Origin of the sequence: Paraburkholderia sp. OAS925 (assembly GCF_040543975.1) — a bacterium.
GTDB lineage: Bacteria > Pseudomonadota > Gammaproteobacteria > Burkholderiales > Burkholderiaceae > Paraburkholderia > Paraburkholderia graminis.
Map to the genome: position 1 here is coordinate 1,574,825 of NZ_JBEUNO010000002.1, position 21,163 is coordinate 1,595,987.

The following is a 21,163-nucleotide window of genomic DNA, read 5'->3' on the forward strand; positions in this document are numbered from 1 at the left end:
GGAGACACTGAATTGGAACGCCGCCTTTATGCAGGCCGCGACGTGAAGCGTGCGCATGGCATCGACGATCTGCGCGCGATGGCGCGCCGGCGCTTGCCGAATTTCTGTTTCGAGTATGTGGAGGGCGGTTCCGAAGACGAGGCGACGCTGCGCCGCAATCGCGATGTGTTCCGCGAACTCGCTTTTCTGCCGCGCACGCTCGTGAACGTCGAAAAGCGCAATCAGAGCGTGACGCTGTTCGGCGAGCGCAGCGCCGCGCCGTTCATGATCGGCCCGACCGGCTATAGCGGACTGATGTATCGCGAAGGCGACGTCAAGATGGCGAGCGCGGCGGCGGCGGCCGGCATTCCGTTTGTACTGAGCAACGTATCGACCGTCGCGCTCGAAGACGTCGTGCGGCGTGCGGGCGGCCGCATATGGATGCAGGTCTACATGTACCGCACGCGCGAATCGCTTGCGAAGCTCGCGCAGCGTTCGGAGGCCGCGGGCATCGAAGCGCTCGTCGTGACGACCGACAGCGCGGTGTTCGGCAAACGCGAATGGGATCTGCGCAATTACGTCGAGCCGCTGAAGCTCGACTGGCGCAACAAGTTCGATGTGCTGCGGCATCCGCGCTGGATGGCGAACGTGTTGTGGCCGAGCGGCATGCCGCGCTTCGCGAATCTCGGCGACTTGTTGCCGCCTGGGCAAAACAGCGTGAAGGGCGCGACGATCACGCTTGGTCAGCAACTGGACCCGTCGCTGTCGTGGGACGACATCCGCTGGTTGCGCGATTTGTGGCCGCATCGGCTGATCGTGAAAGGCGTGCTCGGCGCGGCCGATGCACTCGAAGCGGTGCGTGCGGGTGTCGACGGTATCGTGCTGTCGAATCACGGCGGCCGGCAACTCGACGGAGCGGTCTCGGCGATGGATGTATTGCCCGAGGTCGTCGAGCAGGCAGGCGGCAGGCTCTGCGTGATGCTCGACGGCGGATTCCGCCGCGGCACCGACATTCTGAAAGCGGTCGCGTTGGGTGCCGACGCGGTGCTGCTCGGACGCGCGACGACCTATGGTTTGAGCGCGGGCGGTCAGCCGGGCGTCGAACGCGCCATCGATATTCTCAAAACGGAGATCGATCGTGCGCTCGGACTACTCGGTTGCCGCGATATCGCGGAACTCGACCGAAGCTATCTGCGCCGGATTGGGCACGACGGGGCGCTATCGCGACCGCTGCAAGAACGACGCGTTCCCGTTATCGACCATGACGCTGCGGTAACTGGCGAGCCTTACCTGCAAGCGTGAGATGCAAGGCCGCGCTCTGTTCACTCCGCAAGCTGCCAGCGCAATACCGGATGCGTGGCGCCTGCCGGCATCGCCCACACGCCCGTTGAGCTGAAGTCGTAAGTGGGACCGAAGCTCGACGGCACGCTCATTTCCGCAGTGGTCAATCCCTTCGCCGCCGATGTGCCAGTGCCGCTATACACGTCGCGCGTCGCGTGAGTGGTCTGCGTATCCCAGTAGACGTCGCCCGCAATCGTGCCGTTGTTGGTGCTCGCGACGCCGAGCGCGGGCGGGCCCAGCGCGGGCTGAATGCTCTGGATCACCTGGCCGGTCGCGAACGACTGCTCGATCGTGCCGTCGTTTCGTTGGACCAGGGCGGCGCTGCCATCTGTGCAGGCCGTGCCGTTGCCGCCGCCGCAATAGTTCGGCTGGAACGAGACCTGACCCGTCGCATACGACTGCGAGATGAGGCCCGAGTTGCTTCCTGCGAGTCCGCCTCCGCCGCCGGTATGCGCCTCCGCCGTCACCGCGCCGGTCGCATACGATTGCCTGATCGTCCCCGCGTTGATGCCCACGAGACCGCCCGGTGTGCCTTCGGCCAATACATTGACGCTGCTGCCCGAGCGCGTGATCGTGCCGTAGTTATAGCCGACGAGGCCACCCGTACTCGACGCGTAGCTGTAGCCTCCAAAGTCGGATGCCGATCCGCTGGTTCGAACGTAGGTGACGAGTCCGTAGTTGAATCCCGCCAGTATCCCGTACGATCCATAATCGTTCGGATCACTAATGTTTCCGTTCACATTGACATTGCGCACGACACCCGTCGTGCCGATCACGCCGAAGAGTCCTGCTGCGCGCTGGTCAGGACCGCCGGTGATCGAACCCGGCGTAACGAGCACCGTGCGCGACAAGGTAAGGCCGCTGATGGCGTGACCCATGCCGTCGAACTGACCGGAGAACGGCGTGGCGCCGTCGCCGATGGAAGTAAAGGCGAACGCCGGTGGAAAGCCCGACGTGGCGCTCGCGTCAATGTCCTTGCCTAGCGCATAGTTGCCGGCGAGATCCGCCGATACCTGCTGCAAGTCGTTCAGCGAATTGACGAGCTTGTAGGCCGTCGCCTGCGTCAGCAGTCCGCTGAACGGCGCGGCGGTCCACGCGCTGTTGGTGAGCACCGTGCCGGGGCTGTAGGTGCCCGTCATGTCGTAAAGCGCGCTGACGATGCCGGTGCTCGCGGACCAGTCGAGCGTGCCGTGGTTCGCGATGCTGCCGCCGTTGTCGATGCCCGACGCGTCCGCGCGCAACGTCAGATTGCCGGAGCCCGAGTTTTTCAGCGTGACGCCCGATGCAATCGAGACATCGTGATAAGCCGCAAGCGACAGCGCGGCTGCGCCGTTCCAGTTCAGACCCGAGGCGACGCTCAGATCGCCGGATACGCCGTTTGCGCCTGTCGTGGTCACGTTAACGGAGGTGCCCGCGTCGAGACTGCGGCGAAGCGCACCCGCGGCGGCTGCGTCGATCGTGAATACGGGGGACGTCACGTTCCACTGCGATGCGAGCACGCGTGCGTCGCGGCCGAATGAGAGATTAAGCGCGTGCGTGTCGACGGTGCCGCCGCTGCCATCTGCGTTGGACGCGACAATCGTGCCGCGCTGCGCGACGCTGCCCGTATCGGCGACAAGCCACACGTGGCCGTCGCGCGTCGCCGTGCCCGTCGCGCGTATGCGCGTGCCGCCGCCCGCGAGTGCGTAGACGTTGCCGTCCGCGGCTTGCAAATTAATCTGCGCGGCGCGCAAGGCTCCGGCGTTCGCAACCGTACCCTTGCTGCCGGTTTGCACGAAAAGCTGCTTGCCACTCGACGAATCCTGCAACAACACGTTGGCACCGACGCCGAGTTCGGCGGTTCCGTTGGGCGCTTCGACGGTGCCCGCGTTGACTACTGCGTTGCGCGCGATGAGAAATACGTCGCCGCCCGTCGAACTGATCTTGCCGAGATTCACGACGCTCGCATTCGAGTCGCCTGCGAATGCCAGCGCGCCGCCGTTCATGAACGCGCAATTGCAGACGTCGAGTGTGGAGGCCAGGAAACGTCCGCCGGTGCTGATCACACCCGACGGCCCGACGACGATACCTTGCGGGTTGATCAGATAAACGTCGCCCGTTGCACTTAGCTTGCCGAGGATCGCGGAGAGCGAACCGCCCGTCACGCGATTGAGCGTCGCGCCCGAGCCGTTCTGAAACATCACGGCATTGCCCTTGCCGATCGAGAAGCTGTTCCAGTCGATCACGCCGCGCGTGGAGCCCGGTTGCGTGACGATCAGGTTGTTGCCGCTGGTGTTGATCGAACCCTGGCCGCCGACATACTGACCGCCTTGCGGCAACACGCCCGCCGCTATCGCCACGGAAGCCGGAATAAGTCCGGCGAGCCACAGTGCGAGCGCAATTGAACGATGCCGCGCGGCGATGCCTGTCCGAAGAGTGCCTTGAACCGGTCGGGGTATTAACCGAAATGACATGTGTGCCTCCTCGGTGTCAGTCCGATACGCGCGCGGCGGAACGCGGATGCCGTTGCACGATCCGCGTCGTCGGATGAAGTCTGCTGAATCAGCTTAGCAGTGCGCTTTGATGACACGCTGTAATAATCACAGCACTTTGTGCCGTGATGGTGTCGCTTTTTGCAGATCATTGGGCCTGAACGCAACGGAGCGCAGGCGTTTGCCGCGCGCTAAATCCCTACGTTTTCTTGACGTCATCTGTCATTTCGCTGACGCGTTTTTTTGTGCGAGCGCAGCGACGGATTTTTCGCTGCTGGTGCGTTCAAGAAAAAACGAAGCCGCGTTGTGCTTCGACATGCTTCGGCATGTTTCGACATCGAACGGGAGAAACCAGCATGACATCGAGAAAAAGCCTTGGGACTTTCATGCTTGCCGCCGCTTTGGCCGGTGGCGCCATCGTCGGCTCCGCGCCCGCGTTCGCGCAGGCCGTGATCATCGCGCCGGTCGCGCCGCCGCCGCCGCGCGTCGAGGTCGTGCCGGCGCCTCGCGCGGGCTACGTGTGGGATCAGGGCCGCTGGCGTTGGCATCACGGCCGCTACGTGTGGGTGCCCGGTCACTGGCAGGCGGTGCGCGTCGGCTATCACTGGGTGCCGGGACACTGGGTGCAGCGCGGGCCGAACTGGCGCTGGGTCGAAGGTCATTGGGCCTGAACGGCTTCGCGTAACCAGTGAGGCAATCGCCATGAAAACGCTTGTGATAATGCTGCTGGCGGCGTCGCTGGCCGGCTGCGTGGTGTATCCGGCGCGGCCGGTCTACTATCGTCCGGCAGTCGTCGTGTATTAACAGTGGCGGTCCCGGCTGCCGTGCGTATCGATCCACCGTTGCACGCGCAACGAACATGAGAGTTGAAGCCGACGTGAATTGCATCGCATGTATGCCGGGAGCGCCGCGCCTTGAGTGAACGCGACCCCGACGCGGAGTTGCTCGAGCAGGTCGGCCGCCACGATGCGGCCGCCGTGCGCACGCTCGTCGCACGCAAGCTGCCGCGTCTGCTCGCGTTGGCCATGCGCATGCTGGGCGACCGCATGGAAGCGGAGGACGTCGCGCAGGAAGTGTTCGTGCGAATCTGGAAACACGCGACGCGTTGGCGCGAAGGCGAGGCGAAATTCGACACGTGGATTCATCGTGTCGCGCTGAACCTTTGCTATGACCGGCTGCGCGGCCGGCGTGAAGAAGTACGCGACGAACTGCCCGACGACATCGATCCCGCCGCGCTGCCCGACGTGCGGCTCGAAGCGCGGGCTCGCGACGAGCGCGTGCGCGAAGCACTCGCCGCACTGCCGGTGCGGCAACGCGAGGCGCTGGTGCTCTGCTATTACCAGGAGATGTCGAACATCGACGCGGCCGCGCTGATGGGCATCACCGTCGATGCGCTGGAAAGCCTGCTCGCTCGCGCACGCCGCAATTTGCGCGCTCAACTGGCCGGCAGCGGCCTTAGCAAGGACAAGTCATGACGCCCGAAAGATTTCATCAGATCGTCGAAGCCTATGGCGCCGATCCACAGCGTTGGCCGCCGCAGGAGCGAGCCGCGGCGCAGGCGTGGGCGAGTGTGCATCGTCAGCAGGCGCAAGCATGGCTAGCCGAAGCCGCCGGGCTCGATGCGTGGCTCGCGACGGATCGGCTCCCGCCGCCGGACACTTCATTGCAGCAGCGCATCGTTGCAAGCGCGCCCGCGCGGCCCGCGCGGCGGGCGACACCACAGCGGCGCGCGTGGTGGTGGTCGGGCGCTGCGGTCGGTCTCGGCCTGCTCGGTGGCGTGGCCGGCGCGTTGGCGGTGTCGTTTTTCGTGTTGACGGAAGCGGTGCCGCCTGTGCATGAATCCTCTTATCTCACGTCGAGTTTCGGTGGATCGTCCGCCGACTGGAGCGGCGAATGAACAGCCGGTCATGGAAAGTCGTGCTCGTAGTGTCGCTCGTCCTCAATGTGTTTTTGCTTGGCGCGATCGCGGGCGGCGCTTATCGATGGTATGCGGCGCGCGATGCCGCGGCGCCGCTCGCCGCGCAGCAGCGGGCCTTGCGTTTTGCCGCACAGACGCTGTCGGCGGAGCGGCAGAAGGCGTTCGCCGAGAGCCTGAGGAATGGACGCCGCGACGGCCGGCAGCTTGCGCGCGAGGCGCGCGAAGCGCGTCGCGAGGTATTGCGTCTGCTCGCCGCGCCGCAACTGGATCGCGCGGCGCTCGACGCTGCGTTGGCTCGCACGCGTGAGGCCGACAGCGGCCTGCGTGCGAAAGTGGAAAGCAGTGTCGCGGATTTCGCCGCGACGTTGTCGCCGCAAGAGCGCGTGGAGTTCGCCGACAGCCTGCGCTTGCGCGGACAGTGGCGCGAGCCGCAAACAAGCGCGAAGGGCGCCGGTCCGGCGAGCGCTGCATCGCCGGCCGCCCCTTCGAGCGAATAAAAATGTTTGCGAGCGGCGACGGATTGCATGCGTGCGCAACGTTCAAGCACTATTCAATGCCTGAGAGGGCGGTATGACTGCCTCATCCAATCTGACGACTGCTGCGATCGCGCTGAACCGTTTCGGCCTCGGCGCGCGCCCCGACGACCCAGCGCCCGCCGACCCGAAGGCGTGGCTGCTCGCGCAATTCGAGCACTATGAGCCGAGGCCTGCTGCCTGGGCCGATCAGCCGGATTCGATTGACTTGTCGAGCGAACTGGAACAGCAGCGCATGCAGTTGCGTCAGCAACGGCAGCGCAAGCCTGGCGATGGGAACACGCCGCAACAAAGCAACGCGCAAGGCGGCCAGCAAGCGGCATCGGAAAGCTCGGTGAAAAAAGATAAGGAAGCCGAACGGAAAGCGATGCATGTCGAAATACGCGACACGTATCGCGCTTCGGTGAATGCGCGCGTGCTTAGCGCATTGACCACGCAGACGCCTTTCATCGAGCGGCTGGTTCATTTCTGGGCGAACCATTTCGCGGTATCGACGGAAAAACCCGCTGTGGCCGCGCTCGCCGGTTCGTTCGAAGCGGAGGCGATTCGCCCGCACGTATTGGGCCGTTTCGAGGACATGCTGGTGGCGGTGGAGCGCCATCCGGCGATGCAGGTGTTCCTCGACCAGACGCGTTCGGTCGGGCCCGACAGCACGGCGGCGCTGCGTGCGGCGGCGCGCAATCCCGAGCGCAAGCGCGGCCTCAATGAAAACCTTGCGCGCGAAATCATGGAGTTGCATACGCTCGGCGCGCGCAGCGGCTATAGCCAGGACGACGTTACTGAATTTGCTCGCGCGTTGACGGGTTGGAGCGTGGCGACCGATCCTGCCAACGCCGGCATGCAGGGCAAACCGCCCGCGCAGTCCATGCCGACTGCCGCCGCGCCCGGCACCTTCGTGTTTCGCGAAGCGCTGCACGAGCCCGGCGCGCGAACCGTCATGGGACGTCGCTACGATCAGCGCGGCGAGGACCAGGCGCTCGCGATCCTGCATGACCTCGCGACTGCGCCTGCGACCGCGCAACACATCGGCGCCAAGCTGGCCCGTCATTTCATCGCCGATACTCCGCCCGCGGCTGCGAGCGGCAAGCTGGCGAGCGCGTTCATGACGAGCGGCGGCGATCTGCCGACGCTGTACCGCACATTGATCGACATGCACGAAGCCTGGTCGCCCGTCGCGGTGAAGTTCAAGACGCCATGGGAATGGGCGATTTCGTCGATGCGCGGGCTCGGCTGGCAAGACCTCGGCAATCTGCGGGCCGCGCCTCTGTTGACGCAGCTTGGTCAACCCGTATGGCGTCCCGGTTCGCCCGCCGGTTACGACGACGTCGCCGCAAGCTGGGCCGCGCCCGATGCGCTCGTGCGCCGCGTCGAGGTCGCACAGCGCTTCGCGGCGCGCGTCGGCGACCGGCTCGACGCGCGCTCGCTCGGCCAGGCGCTGCTCGCCGGATCGCTGGGCGCGCCGAGGGCGGTGGCGATCGCGCGCGCCGAAAGCGCATCCACGGCAATTGCGCTTTTGCTGGTCTCACCGGACTTTCAACGGAGATGAACGCCATGTCCTCACGCCGTCAATTTCTGCGAGTCGCCGCTGCGGGCGCGGGCGCGATTCTCGTGTCGCCGCGCATCGCGTTTGCGAATGTGGTCAGCGAGCGCCGTTTCGTGTTCGTGATTCAGCGCGGCGCGGCCGATGGCCTGAACATCGTCGTGCCCTACGCCGAACCTGCCTATGCGAAGTTGCGCGGCGCGCTCGCAATCGATCCGTCGAGCGCTCACCGGCTCGACGGCAGCTTTGCGCTGCATCCCGCGCTCACGCAGATGGCCACGATGTACGCGGACCGTCAGGCGCTGTTCGTGCACGCGGTGGCGTCGCCGTATCGCGACCGCTCGCATTTCGACGGACAGAACGTGCTCGAAACCGGCAGCTCGTCGCCGTATCAGGTGAAGGACGGCTGGCTGAACCGGCTTGCCGCGCTGCTGCCCGCCGCGCGCGAGACGGCAATCGCCTTTGCGCCCACCGTGCCAATGGCGCTGCGTGGCACGGCGGCCGTCACGTCGTACGCGCCGTCCGCGTTGCCGCCGGCGCCCGACGATCTGCTGATGCGCGTCTCGCAACTCTATGACGACGACGCGCAGTTGCGCCCCTTGTGGGAATCCGCGATGACGGCACGCGGACTCGCGGGCGACGCCGGCGCGCGCCAGGACCCCGCGAGCCTCGGCAAACTGGCGGCCGGATTTCTCGCACGCGACGACGGTCCGCGCATCGCGATGATCGAGACCGGCGGCTGGGACACGCATAGCGCGCAGAACGCGCGTCTTGCCAATCAGTTGAAAGCACTGGACACGATGCTCGCGGCATTGCGCGACGGCATGGGTCCTGCGTGGAGCAAAACCACCGTGCTGGTGGCGACCGAGTTCGGCAGGACTGCGGCCGCGAACGGCACCGAAGGCACCGACCACGGCACGGGCTCGGTGGCGATGGTGCTGGGCGGCGCGGTGGCGGGCGGCCGTGTCGTCGCGGACTGGCCCGGCCTCGCGCCTCGCGATCTCTATGAGGCTCGCGACCTCAAGCCGACCGCTTCGCTCGATGCGCTGATCGCCGGTGCCGCGAGCGAAGCACTCGGTCTCGATCCGAAGCACACGGCGCGCGCGCTGTTCGGCCGCGCGGCTGCGGTGAAGCCGTTCAGCGGTATCGTTCGCGCGTAGTCGATACGCTCCGGCTGCGTGCCAGCCGGAGCGCCTCCCTCTCTCCTTCCTCCTCACATCTGCGGCAAGCAGATCGTTCCCACGCAGCGGGCGCTCACGCGAGATTCAAATTTTTTTCGCGTGAGCCCTACGCAAGCGGCCGTTTCCTGCCGACATCCAGGCATGGGTTGCAGTGAGCAGCCGGCGGGAAAATTGACCGCGCCCCATTATTCGTGACGATCGCCTCGTCGGTGCCCAACGCCGATTGATCAGGATGGCGAACGAATAAAGGCAGCGCTGTTTTCCCCATCCGCAACCATCTCTGATTTCACCGATTTTTGTCCGGGCCTCCCCGGCGTTGGATTGTCTTGCCATGGTTAAACGACGTGAGTTTCTCGGCTTGCTGACGGCTGTCAGCGGCAGTTATGTGCTGAGCGCATGCGGCGGCGGTGGCGGTGGCGGCGGCGACGGCAAGGGGACGAGCGCGGGCGTGACGACCAGCGCGACGTCCAGTTCAACGAGCGCGGCGTCGGGAACCACAAGCACTACAGGCACCACAGGGACCACAGGCACGACCTCGGCGACCGGCAGCACCGGGGCCACGCAGAGCAACGCAACGTCGAGCGGATCGAAGGGCAACAACGGAGCGTCGAATACGTCGAATAACGACGCATCCGGGTCCGCGCTCGCGTCGGCGGATGGCACGGCGATTCCGCCCGCGGCATCGGTCATCGACAATCAGGCGGCGGTGTGGACTGTCGTCGGCGGATCGGTCTATCGCAACGGCGCGAAGGCCGGCAACACGTTCAGCGTGTCCTTGCTGCTGTGGTCCGGCGGCGTGATCTATCACCAGGGCACGGGTGGGCAGTTCTACGGCTGGAGCGGCTCGGCGTGGTACGCGTGCGCCGATCCGCGCCTCGGCGGCACGTCGCTCGACGGCACGACGATTCCTGGCGCGTCGCGCATCATCGATAGAGTAGGCGCAATCTGGACCGTCGCGAACGGCGTCGTTCTGCGCAACAACGCCGCGGTCGGCGTGAACTCCAACGTGTCGCTGCTGCTGTGGTACGGCGGCAAGCTGTGGTGCCGCGCAGCGGGCGCGCAGTTCTACGTGTGCAACGATATCGACCAATGGCTGCCGTGCGCCGATCCACGTATTCCGGTGGCGGCCGCTAGCGGCATGTTCCATGGCATCAACGGACACTACGACTATCGCTACACGCCCGCGCAGGTCGTGTCGATCATGCAGAACATGGGCTGCTCGACATATCGCGTCGGCGTCACCGACGACCCCACCGAACTCACGGCCGTCGTCAGACTCGCGCAGGCTTTCCAGGCGGCGGGGCTCACGCTGTTCGTGGTGATCCAGATCGGCATGCGCGACGCCAACGGCGCGCTGCTCGCGAGCGAATCGGCGGCTTATGCGCGGGGGCATTCGTGCGGCGTGACAGTCGCCGGCGCGCTCGCGCCATACGGCGTGGTCATGTACGAGTGCGGCAACGAATTGACTCGCGATCCCGCGATCATTCTCGACTCGACCAATGCCGGCACGAAGGCGGTCGACTTCAGCAACGCGAACTGGCCGATCATGCGCGGCCTGATGCGCGGCATGATGGATGGCGTGAAGTCCGCGCAGCCCGCGGCGAAATGCGGGATCAACTTCTGCGTCGCGGACGTCGGCGCCGCCGACGCATTGTGGGACGGCACGCAACCGGACGGCACGAGCGGCTACCCGACCGTGCGCTGGGACATGACGACGTGGCACAACTACGAGATCTACGGCGACATCTTCGACATCGGTTCGGACGGTTCGGGTCCCGGCTTCGATCTGCCGACTTACTGCAAAGCGCGCTACGGCAAGCCGTTTTTGCTGACGGAGTGGAATACCGGACCCGAAAAGACGGTGGCCTATCGCGCGGATTACATCAGCGCACGCTACGCGAGCTACTATCAGGCGAGAAAGACAAAGAACATCCAGTCGACGATGTACTACGAGCTCGATAGCGGCAACACCACGTATGGCGTGATGATCGACGGCGTGGTGGTCAATCAGACGTATAGCGCGTTCGTGAGCGCCGTCGCGAGTCATCCGGACAATTGAGCGCGACGCCGAACGATGCCAACGCGCCGCAATTGCATGGCGGCGCATTCCCCTTTTTCTATCGACGGCCCCGCGCCCACTAGACACACCGCTTGACCCTGACGTAGCGTGAGGCCTTAGTCTCTAACGCGTGTAACGGAGGGAGGTCGAATGTTATTGAAGGTGGGAGAACTGGCGAGGCGCAGCGGACTGACCGTGCGCACGCTTCATCACTATGATGCGATTGGCCTGCTCAAACCTTCAGCGCGTGCCGGCAACGGCTATCGTCTGTACGACCGCAGCGACATCGCGCGGCTGCATCGTATTCAGGCATTGCGCCGTTTCGGCCTGAGTCTTGCCGACATCTGCGGCTATATGCGCGCGCCGGATGCACCGCTTGCGACAATCGTCGCGCGGCAGATCGCGATGCTCGATCAGCAGATTGCAGAGGCGGCGCGGCTGCGCGAACGGCTGCAAGCGCTGCAGGATACGCTGCATGCGGGCAACGAACCCGACCTCTCCGACTGGCTTTCCACGTTGGAGTTGATGACCATGTACGACAAATACTTTACCGAAGACGAACTGGCGCGCCTGCCGATGTATCGCAAGACACAGGCGCCGGACCCGGAGTGGGCCGATCTGGTTGCCGAAGTCCGCGCGCAGATGGACGCGGGCGTGCCGCCTGAAGAAGAGACGCCGCGCGCGCTGTCGGTTCGCTGGATGACGCTGCTGGTGCGCGATACCGGCGGCGACCCGCGGCTTCTCGCGAAACTCAATGTGATGCACGACAACGAGCCTTCGATGCAGGCGACGCTCGGCATCTCGACACCTTTGCGCGATTACGTGCTGCGCGCGTTTTCCGAAACGAAGATGCGGATCTACGAGCGCTACCTGACGCCAGAGGAGACGCGTTTCATGCGCGCGCATTACGGCACTCGCGCGATGGAGTGGCCGCAATTGATGGCGGACGTCCGCGATGCAATCGACGCCGGCATCGCACCCGATTCGCAGCAGGGCCGCGATCTGGCCTTGCGTTGGCTCGAGTTGTTCCGCAGCTACGCAGGCGACGATCCCGCTACGCACATGAAATTCCGTCACGCGCTGCAGAAGGATCCTGAACTGATGGTCGGCACGTGGGCGAGCGAACCGCTGCTCACGTTTGTGCGCGCAGCGGTGTCCGCGGTCACGCCGGCACGATGAGGCGTGCGGCCTGACCGATCGGCATCGCGCTTCACACTCAGTCGATGTAGCGCAGCCCCAGTTGCCGCAACGGCTCGCGCATCTGATACATGTCGAGGCCCAGCACGCCGGAGGCGAGCTTCGCGCGCTTTTGCGCTTCGTTTGCTTCGCGCGCGCTGGCCTTGTCGAGCGTCTCTTGCGCTTGCGCCGACGGCACCACGGCCACGCCGTCGTGATCGGCGACGATCACATCGCCCGGCGTCACCAGTGCGCCCGCGCAGACCACCGGAATATTCACCGAGCCGAGCGTCGCCTTGATCGTGCCCTTCGCCGAGATCGCCTTGCTCCACACAGGGAAGCCCATGTCGGTGAGCACGGTCACGTCGCGCACGCCTGCATCGATGATGAGCGCCCGCGCGCCGCGCGCCTGGAAACTCGTTGCGAGCAGGTCGCCGAAATAGCCGTCGGTGCAGTCGGCGGTGACGGCGGCCACGACCACATCGCCCGGTTGAATCTGTTCGGCCGCGACGTGCAGCATCCAGTTGTCGCCGGGATGCAGCAGCACCGTGACGGCGGTGCCCGATGCGTGCCCGCCGGTATAGATCGGGCGCATGTACGGCTTCATCAGGCCGACGCGCCCCATGGCTTCGTGAACGGTTGCGCTGCCGAGCGCGCCGAGTCCTTCCGCGACGCGGCTATCCGCGCGCGCGATGTTGCGATAAACCACGCCGAGTTCAAACATGTTCAACGTCCTTGTGCTTTGAGTGCGGCATCGAGGCGCGGATAGACGCGCCGCGCGTTGCCTTCATAGATCTTGTCGCGCTGTTGCGGATTCATCTCCGCCGCTTCGACATAGCGCTTCGTATCGTCGAAATAGTGGCCGGTTTGCGGATCGATGCCGCGCACCGCGCCGATCATTTCGCTGGCAAAGAGAATGTTGTCGACGGGAATCACTTTCGTCAGCAGGTCGATGCCCGGCTGGTGATAGACGCAGGTGTCGAAGAAAATGTTCTTCAACAAATGCTCTTCGAGCAGCGGCTTTTTCATTTCCTGTGCAAGGCCGCGGAAACGTCCCCAGTGATAGGGCACTGCGCCGCCGCCGTGAGGAATCACGAACCTGAGCGTGGGGAAGTCGCGGAACAGATCGGACGTGAGGCATTGCATGAACGCGGTGGTGTCCGCGTTCAGGTAATGTGCGCCGGTGGTGTGAAAGCAGGCGTTGCAACTCGTGCTGACATGGACCATCGCGGGAATGTCGTACTCGACCATCTTCTCGTAGATCGGATACCAGTAGCGGTCGGAGAGCGGCGGGCTCGTCCAGTGTCCGCCCGATGGATCGGGGTTCAGATTGATCGCGACATTGCCGTACTGCTCAACGCACTTCACGAGTTCGGGAATGCAGGTGGCGACGTCCACGCCGGGGCTTTGCGGCAGCATCGCAGCCGGAACGAAGTTCTCGGGAAACAACTGGCTCACGCGATAACACAGTTCGTTGCAGATCGCGGCCCATGTGCTCGACACGTTGAAGTCGCCGATGTGATGCGCCATGAAGCTCGCGCGCGGGCTGAAGACGGTGAGGTCGAGGCCGCGTTCGCGCATCAGACGCAACTGGTTGGTTTCGATTGACTCGCGCAGTTCGTCGTCGCTGATTTGCAGTTCGGACGGGCTGGGCGCGTCAGTGGGATTGCCGAGCGCGGCGATCTGGCGATTGCGCCATGTTTCAAGCGCTTTCGGTGCGGTCGTGTAGTGACCGTGAATGTCGATGATCATGCAAGTAGTCCGAATTAAAATGCGGTGTGATGTGGCGTCAGCGCGACGCGGTTTCTGTAGCCGACGCCGCCGCGAGCAAAGGCTCCGCGTCGCCGCCCAACGCCTTCGTCACGCGCGCGGCGAATTCCAGCAGGCGCGGGCGATAGCGCTCCATCTCCTCCATGCCCATGCGCGCGGAGGGTCCGACGATGCCGAGCGCGCCGACGAGTTCCTGGCCGACGCGGAACACGGGCGCCGATATGCCCGAGGTTTCGCGGTCGCGTTCGCCCATCGACAGATACGCGTAGCGCGAGCGCACGGTCTCGTACGGCTCGCCGGGTTCGCCGGCGAACGCGAGCAGCACGCGGCCGCCCGCGCCGCGTTCGAGCGGTTGCGTGTCGCCTTGCTGCACTTCGGCGCGGATCGAGTGGCGCGACGCGATGCGATAGAGGCACACGCGGTGATCGCGCTCGCGCACATGAAACGAAACGGCCTCGCCGGTTTCCTCGCTCAATTCCTTCATCGCGGGCAGCAGGATGTCGCGCAGATCGAAGCCGGCTTCATAGACCGCGCTCAGGTGCATCGCGGCCGAGCCGATCCAGTAGCGCCCGTCGTCGCGGCGAATCAGAAGCTGGTGATGACACAGCGCCTGCGCGAGCCGCGACAGCGTGCTCTTGTACAGCCCCGTGCGTTCGGAAAGCTGCGTCAGCGTGAGCGGTTCGTCATTGCGGCGAAACGCAAAAAGGATCGACGCCGCGCGGTCCAGCACGTCGATGCCGCTTGAGGTGACGCCTTGCGGCGTGCGCGCCGTCTCGCTGCTGCGGGCCATGATTCGCTCCGGTGTTTGTTCTATTAGATAGAACCAATAATCGTTGGATGGAACAATGCTAGTCCGATCGCCTCGTGCCGTCAATCGCGGACGCAGGAGCCTCGTCGGTAATATCCCTGAGCGACAGCGCCGGATGGTATCGCTACCATCGCGTCTATCACGACAGCGCCGTCCCGCGACCAAGCCTTGTGGCGGGATGGTAGCGATACCATGGAGACATCAGTGGCGAACCGCAAAACATCCGAGCAGTTGCGCAGTTATCGCTGGTATGGCGTGAATGACCTTCGCTCGTTCGGTCATCGCTCGCGCACGGCGCAAATGGGCTATCACGCGTCCGATTACATGGGCAAGCCGGTGATCGCCGTCGTCAATACGTGGAGCGAGATCAACTCGTGCCATACGCATTTCAAGCAGCGCGTCGAGGAAGTGAAGCGCGGCATCTGGCAAGCCGGCGGCTTTCCGGTCGAGATGCCGGTAATGACTTTGGCCGAGCCGTTCCAGAAACCGACCACGATGCTGTACCGCAATTTCCTCGCGATGGAGACGGAGGAAATCCTGAAGTCGTATCCGTTCGACGGCTGCGTGCTGATGGGCGGCTGCGACAAGACCACGCCTGGCCTGCTGATGGGCGCGATCAGCATGAACCTGCCGGCGATCTTTCTGCCGGCCGGTCCGATGCTGCGCGGCAACTGGAATGGCCGCACGCTCGGCAGCGGTTCGGACACCTGGAAATACTGGGCCGAACTGCGCGCGGGCAACATCACCGAGGACGAGTGGAAGGGCATCGAGAGCGGCATCGCGCGCTCGCCTGGCCATTGCATGACGATGGGCACTGCTTCGACGATGACGAGCGCGGCCGAAGCGCTCGGCCTCACGCTGCCGGGCTTTTCGTCGATTCCCGCCGTCGACTCGCGGCATGCGCAGTTCGCGTCGCTGACCGGGCAGCGCATCGTCGAGATGGTGTGGACCGACCTCAAGCCGTCGGACATTCTCACCGCGAAATCATTCGATAACGCCGTCACCACCGTGCTCGCGATGTCGGGGTCGACCAATGCGATTGTGCATCTGGTGGCCGTGGCGCGTCGCGCCGGCATCGACCTGACGACCGCGCGCTTCGACGAACTGTCGCGTATCACGCCTGTGATCGGCAATCTGCGGCCGTCGGGTCAGTACCTGATGGAAGACTTCTTTTACGCGGGCGGCTTGCGCGCGCTGCTGGTGGAACTGGGCGATCTGATAGACGGCTCGCAACTGACGGTCAACGGCGCGACGCTCGGAGAAAACATTTCGGGTGCCGAAATATTCAACGACGACGTGATCCGCCGACGCAGCAATCCCGTCGTGGCAAGCGACGGCCTCGCCGTGCTGACCGGCAATCTCGCCCCCGACGGAGCGGTGATCAAACCGGCCGCGATGGAAGTGCATCTGCTCAAGCATCGCGGTCCCGCCGTGGTGTTCAAGGACTATACGGACATGGCGGCGCGCATCGACATGGAAGAGCTCGACGTGAGCGCCGATTCGGTGATCGTCCTTCAGCACGCGGGGCCGGTCGGCGCGCCGGGCATGCCCGAATGGGGCCAACTGCCGATTCCGCAAAAACTCCTGAAGCAGGGCGTGCGCGACATGGTGCGCATTTCGGACGCGCGCATGAGCGGCACGAGCTACGGCGCGTGCGTGCTGCATGTGGCGCCCGAGTCGTTCGTCGGCGGCCCGCTTGCGCTCGTGAAGGACGGCGACATGATCGAGCTCGACGTGGCCGCGCGGCGTTTGCATCTCGATGTCACCGACGAAGAACTCGCCGCGCGCAAAGCAGCGTGGCAGCCGCCGAAACTGCCATTCGAGCGCGGCTTCGGCGTGATGCATCAGTTGCATGTGTTGCAGGCGAATAAAGGCTGCGACTTCGACTTTCTCGAAGAGCCGCTGAAGGCGGCGGCTTCGCACGACACGGCACAAAGCGCGCCGGACGCGAAACGCGGCGAACCCGAGATCCACTAATTCAAACGGAGTCCTTCATGACCGCATCCGAAATCGTCGTGAGCGAAGCGACGCTCGAACAGTTGAGGCACGTCAGCACGGCCACCTTGACCACGCAGCTCTTCAAGCGCGGCTTGCGCAACGTGTTCTTGCAAGGCGTCGCGCCGCTCGTGAAGCCCGCGCCCGGCGCGCCGAATGTCGTGGGTCCCGCGTTCACGCTGCGCAATATCCCGGCGCGCGAAGACCTCGATCACGTCGGCGTGTTTCAGGACCCGGATCATCCTCAGCGCAAGGCCGTCGAAACGGCGCCTGCCGGCAGCGTGCTCGTGCAGGACTGCCGCGGCGAGCGATCGGTGGCATCGGTCGGTTCGATTCTCGCGCTGCGTCTTGCGAAGCGCGGCGTCGCGGGCATGGTGTCGGACGGACCCGTGCGCGACAGCGGCACCATCGCGGCGCTGGGCTTGCCGATCTGGTGCGCGGGCGCGAGCGCGCCGCTCAATCTCGCGAAACATCATGCGGTCGATATGAACGTGCCGATCGCGTGCGGCGGCGTGGCGGTGTATCCGGGCGACATCGTCGTCGCGGACGTGGACGGCGTGGTGATCGTGCCGCGTGAAATGGCCGCCGATGTCGCGCGCGATGCCGCCGAGCAGGAGCAGCTCGAAGTATTCATCGCCGCGCGGATCGAAGAAGGGCGGCCATTGCGCGGCACTTATCCGCCGAACGAGGAAACGCTGGCCGCGTACGCGCAATGGCGTGCGCAACGGCCGTAAGCGGCATGGCATCTGCATCCGCATCTGCATCGCCGAATCGAACGACGCTTGATTGATCCATCGCAGGAAACAGGCTCGCGCAAAACACGCGGCCGTAGGAGACGTTGTGAGCACCATGACACCGGCCATCGCCGAATCGCGCCTGATCAACCGCCTTGCCCTGCGTTTGATGCCGCTGCTGGGGCTGCTTTATCTGGTTGCCTATATCGACCGCTCCAATATCAGCTTTGCGAAGCTGCAAATGCTCGGCAGCCTCGGACTTTCCGAGGTCGCGTATGGTCTGGGCGCGTCGCTGTTCTTCGTCGGCTATCTGATTTTCGAAGTGCCGAGCAATGTGATGCTGCACAAGTACGGCGCGCCGCGCTGGATGGCGCGCATCATGTTGACGTGGGGCGTGGTGACGATATTGCTCGCCTTCACGCAGAACGCGACGATGTTTTACGTGCTGCGTTTTCTGCTCGGCGCATCGGAAGCGGGTTTATATCCTGGCGTGATCTATTATCTGACGCTGTGGTTCCCGTCGCGGCATCGCGTGCGCATGCTCGGCTATTTCACGGTGGGCAGCAGTCTCGGCAATATGGTCGGCGCGCCGATTTGCGGCTGGCTGCTGGACAAGGGCGGGCTCGCGGGGCTGGACGGCTGGCAACTCGTGTTCATCGTCACCGGGCTGCCGTCGGTGCTGTTGACGGTGGTGGTGCTGTTCCTGTTGCCGTCGTCGCCGAAAGAAGCCAAATTTCTTTCCGCCGACGAGAAGCAGTGGCTCACGAACACGCTCGATGCCGAGCGCGCGCAGATCAAGGCGAGCGTCGCGACGCACGGTTCGCTGTTGAGCGTGTTGACCGAGCCGCGCGTGATCGGCATGGCGCTCTACTACATGATGCTGTCCATTTCCGTCTACGGCGTGAGCTACTGGTTGCCGACGCTCGTGAAGGGCTTCGGCGTGAGCAACACGACCAACGGTTTGCTCAACATCATTCCGTGGCTGATGGCGACGATCGTACTTGCATGGTTGCCTTCGAAATTGCGCGGCACCGGTAATCGCGCGCTGATCGCAATGCTGGTTTCGGCACTGCTCGGCGTGATGTGTTTCGCGAGCGCCGTGTTTCTGCCGACCAACACGCTGCGCTTTATCGCGCTGTGTTTCGGCGCGCCGTGCATGTATCTGCTGATTCCGTGCTTCTGGACCTTGCCGCCGAAATTCCTGTTCGGCGCGCGTGCCGCGGCCGGCATTGCCGCGATCAATTCGCTCGGCAACATCGGCGGCTTCATCGCGCAGAACCTCGTGCCGTGGGTTCGTCAAACGACGGGCAGCGTGAAGGCGCCGATGATGATTCCCGCGACCTGTCTGCTCGTATTCGCTATCGTCACGGTTTTCATCTTGCGCCGCGACCGAGGCGCCCGTGTCGCGCAAAGCGGGGTCGCGGTGACTGAGTAAGCCACGACGCGCAGCGCTCAATGCATGTCGCGCGAGTGCCCGAGCCGTCTGCGATAGGGCGCGGTTTAGAATACGCGCGCGATCCATCTTCTCCTGTCAGCCACCATGCCGAATAAAGAACCGCCCGCTGCCGCCGGCGCTGAGTTGCCCGACGCGGCGGCGCCCGTCCGGCGCATGCGCGGCGGTCCCAAGGGCTTGCGCATCACCGATGTCGCCGCGCAAGCGGGCGTCGCGCCGATCACGGTGTCGCGCGTGTTCAACAGCCCCGAGACGGTCGCGCCGGAAACGCTGGAACGCGTGCGGCAGGTCGTGCAAAAGCTCGGCTATGTGCCGAACCGGCTCGCGGGCGGCTTGTCGTCGTCGCGCTCGCGGCTCATCGCGGCGATCGTACCGACCATCGCGCACTCGCTGTTTTCCGAAACCATTCAGGTATTCAGCGAGACCATGTCGCGCGCCGGCTACCAGGTGCTGCTCGCGCTGAGCGGCTACGACGATTCGAGCGAAGAGGTTTTGCTCGACGCAGTGCTGAGCCGTCGTCCCGAAGGCGTGCTGCTGACGGGCGTCGCGCATACCGATTCGCTGCGCGAGCGGCTTGCGAACGTCGGCATTCCGATTGTCGAGACGTGGGACATGACCGATCGACCGATCGACATGCTGGTCGGCTTTTCGCATTACCAGATCGGCGTCGCGGTCGCCGAGCATTTTCTGCAAAGGAATGTGCGCAAGCCAGGGCTCGTGTCCGCTAACGACGAACGCGCGCTCGCCCGTCGCCGCGGTTTTCGTGAGCGGCTCGCGCAGGCGGGCATATCCGGGATTGCCGAAGTACTCGTCGCGCCGCCGAGTTCGGTGGCGCTCGGCAAGGCGGCGCTGCCTCGTTTGATCGAGCAGGCGCCGGATATCGACGCCGTGTTTTGCGGCTCGGATCTGCTCGCGATCGGCACGTTGAGCGCGGCGAGGCAAATGGGGTTGAGCGTGCCGTCGCGATTGGCGATCTGCGGATTCGGCGATCTCGAGTTCGCGACGGAGACGACGCCGCAACTTACTTCGGTGCATGTCGATGGCACGCGCATTGGAGTCACGGCCGCGCGGTGCCTGCTTGATCGGCTTTCTGGGTCGGGGCAGAGCAAGGTGACCGATGTGGGGTTTGAGGTCGTGCGGCGTGGTAGTAGTTGAAGTGGGTTTTTCTGGTGGTTAATGACTCAGATGATTCATACGCGTGAACAGATCAAGCAGCGCCTTTTGGTCCTCGTCGGGCTGAACGTCAGCGGCGTGGGACACGCAGCGGACATGCTTACGTTGCAGTTCGGGCCGATCCGGGAAATAACGACAAAGCGCCAAACTATAAAACGTGTCGGCGCATGGTCACTACATATTCAATGCGACTGGACAATCGAACGAGGAGCGACAGTCCTGGCAGCCTATCGTGATTTCGCGGCTTCTGAAACGAGTACGCGCGAGATGACGCACCGCATCCGCGACCTGGTTGTAGACAAGGGGCCGACCGTGGTTCAAACGATTGAGGTCGGGGATAACGGCATGGTGCGCATCGGCTTGTCCGGAGATGTCCGGATTTCGATCACCACTGACGGAATATCGGACGAGGAGGACTGGCGGTTCTTTGCTTCGGGATCGGACGCGAAGCACTTTGTGATTTCAGGTGGGAAGGTGGATCCTTGGTCTTTATCGTGACTGACCGTCGCAAACAGGATCGTCTGGGGAGGGGAGTTGCTTTGCTTCGTAAGGCGGTACTGACGCAAGGCGCACAAACCGGGCGATCTGAAGGACCGCGATGCGACAAGAAGCCTGAAAAGGCGATGCAGCGAATTCAGCCCGCGGACTTGTCTGAGCTGCTAAACGGCGATGACGACGGGCGAAACGCGTGGACTTCATCCTGAGGTCGCGAAGCTACGTGCAGGTTCACGCACGGCCCGAATGATTTTTTCTGAAAGGATCAAACACGCCGCCACCTTCCCTTGCTGTGCGCATGGCTGCGCGTGCCACGCCCCCGACTGATACCCTGCATGACCGCAGAAATGTGCGTCGCGAATAGTTTGCCGTGCACTTCTGTCAAGATTTGTTGCTCCCCGCCTATCCCGAATTAAATTCGTTGACCTTATTGAACTTAAATGGTCAGTTAACGGGTTTGGCAGCTGAACGCTGCGTCGCTGGTCTTTTCAGGGGGCAGGGAGTGGCAGAGTTTGATCCATTACGGCAGGGCGTCAC

Annotated in this window: 18 protein-coding genes; 14 read left to right on the top strand and 4 right to left on the bottom strand. The window is 64.2% G+C overall.

What is annotated here, in order from left to right:
• Positions 1-12 precede the first annotated feature (12 nt).
• Positions 13-1,281 (top strand): alpha-hydroxy acid oxidase, encoded by a 1,269-nt coding sequence (locus tag ABIE53_RS25880; RefSeq protein WP_310074658.1) that lies wholly within the window; start codon positions 13-15, stop codon positions 1,279-1,281.
• Positions 1,282-1,301: 20 nt separating this feature from the next.
• Here the strand turns inward: ABIE53_RS25880 and ABIE53_RS25885 are convergent, their stop codons facing one another.
• Positions 1,302-3,773: a two-partner secretion domain-containing protein gene (locus ABIE53_RS25885; protein ID WP_192699293.1), complete on the bottom strand. Its 2,472-nt coding sequence runs from the start codon at positions 3,771-3,773 to the stop codon at positions 1,302-1,304.
• Between the two features lie 374 nt (positions 3,774-4,147).
• On the opposite strand from ABIE53_RS25885, the gene ABIE53_RS25890 reads away from it, so the two are divergent.
• From ABIE53_RS25890 to ABIE53_RS25925, 8 genes are all read left to right on the top strand, one after another.
• A complete protein-coding gene (locus tag ABIE53_RS25890) occupies positions 4,148-4,462 on the top strand; it encodes a YXWGXW repeat-containing protein (RefSeq protein ID WP_192699292.1) in 315 nt (104 codons plus the stop codon).
• A 243-nt stretch (positions 4,463-4,705) separates the two neighbouring features.
• Positions 4,706-5,266, top strand: coding sequence for an RNA polymerase sigma factor (locus ABIE53_RS25895; RefSeq protein WP_114156987.1), 561 nt, complete (start codon positions 4,706-4,708; stop codon positions 5,264-5,266).
• On the top strand, positions 5,263-5,688 hold the full coding sequence (locus ABIE53_RS25900) for a hypothetical protein (protein ID WP_192699291.1): 426 nt from the start codon (positions 5,263-5,265) through the stop codon (positions 5,686-5,688). The genes ABIE53_RS25895 and ABIE53_RS25900 overlap by 4 nt, the downstream gene beginning before the upstream one ends.
• Entirely contained in the window at positions 5,685-6,206 is a 522-nt protein-coding gene (locus ABIE53_RS25905; protein WP_053859439.1) for a periplasmic heavy metal sensor, read from the top strand. Before ABIE53_RS25900 ends, ABIE53_RS25905 begins: the two co-directional genes overlap by 4 nt.
• A 73-nt stretch (positions 6,207-6,279) precedes the next feature.
• Positions 6,280-7,788: a DUF1800 domain-containing protein gene (locus ABIE53_RS25910; protein WP_192699290.1), complete on the top strand. Its 1,509-nt coding sequence runs from the start codon at positions 6,280-6,282 to the stop codon at positions 7,786-7,788.
• A 5-nt stretch (positions 7,789-7,793) separates the two neighbouring features.
• Positions 7,794-8,942 carry a DUF1501 domain-containing protein gene (locus ABIE53_RS25915; protein ID WP_192699289.1) on the top strand — a complete coding sequence of 383 codons (1,149 nt, stop codon included), beginning with the start codon at positions 7,794-7,796 and terminating at the stop codon, positions 8,940-8,942.
• Positions 8,943-9,294: 352 nt separating this feature from the next.
• A complete protein-coding gene (locus ABIE53_RS25920; RefSeq protein WP_192699288.1) occupies positions 9,295-11,022 on the top strand; it encodes a hypothetical protein in 1,728 nt (575 codons plus the stop codon).
• A 150-nt stretch (positions 11,023-11,172) separates the two neighbouring features.
• Complete coding sequence (locus ABIE53_RS25925; RefSeq protein WP_192699287.1) at positions 11,173-12,201, top strand: MerR family transcriptional regulator; 1,029 nt, start codon at positions 11,173-11,175, stop codon at positions 12,199-12,201.
• A 37-nt stretch (positions 12,202-12,238) separates the two neighbouring features.
• On the opposite strand, the gene ligK is transcribed toward ABIE53_RS25925, so the two are convergent.
• From ligK to ABIE53_RS25940, 3 genes are read right to left on the bottom strand one after another with little or no spacing between them, the layout of a single operon-like run.
• Positions 12,239-12,922, bottom strand: coding sequence for a 4-carboxy-4-hydroxy-2-oxoadipate aldolase/oxaloacetate decarboxylase (ligK, locus tag ABIE53_RS25930; protein ID WP_192699286.1), 684 nt, complete (start codon positions 12,920-12,922; stop codon positions 12,239-12,241).
• 2 nt (positions 12,923-12,924) lie between these two features.
• Positions 12,925-13,950 carry an amidohydrolase family protein gene (locus ABIE53_RS25935; RefSeq protein WP_107708791.1) on the bottom strand — a complete coding sequence of 342 codons (1,026 nt, stop codon included), beginning with the start codon at positions 13,948-13,950 and terminating at the stop codon, positions 12,925-12,927.
• A 37-nt stretch (positions 13,951-13,987) separates the two neighbouring features.
• Entirely contained in the window at positions 13,988-14,758 is a 771-nt protein-coding gene (locus ABIE53_RS25940) for an IclR family transcriptional regulator (protein ID WP_192699285.1), read from the bottom strand.
• Between the two features lie 210 nt (positions 14,759-14,968).
• Between ABIE53_RS25940 and araD the strand changes: the two genes are divergently transcribed.
• From araD to ABIE53_RS25965, 5 genes are all read left to right on the top strand, one after another.
• Positions 14,969-16,753, top strand: coding sequence for an L-arabinonate dehydratase (gene araD / locus ABIE53_RS25945; protein ID WP_192699284.1), 1,785 nt, complete (start codon positions 14,969-14,971; stop codon positions 16,751-16,753).
• 17 nt (positions 16,754-16,770) lie between these two features.
• Positions 16,771-17,505, top strand: a complete 735-nt coding sequence (locus ABIE53_RS25950) for a ribonuclease activity regulator RraA (protein WP_029966172.1) — start codon at positions 16,771-16,773, stop codon at positions 17,503-17,505.
• Positions 17,506-17,611: 106 nt separating this feature from the next.
• Positions 17,612-18,940 (top strand): MFS transporter, encoded by a 1,329-nt coding sequence (locus tag ABIE53_RS25955; RefSeq protein WP_107708785.1) that lies wholly within the window; start codon positions 17,612-17,614, stop codon positions 18,938-18,940.
• 105 nt (positions 18,941-19,045) lie between these two features.
• A complete protein-coding gene (locus ABIE53_RS25960) occupies positions 19,046-20,113 on the top strand; it encodes a LacI family DNA-binding transcriptional regulator (protein WP_192699283.1) in 1,068 nt (355 codons plus the stop codon).
• A gap of 21 nt (positions 20,114-20,134) precedes the next feature.
• Entirely contained in the window at positions 20,135-20,629 is a 495-nt protein-coding gene (locus tag ABIE53_RS25965; RefSeq protein ID WP_310074671.1) for a hypothetical protein, read from the top strand.
• Positions 20,630-21,163 lie beyond the last annotated feature (534 nt).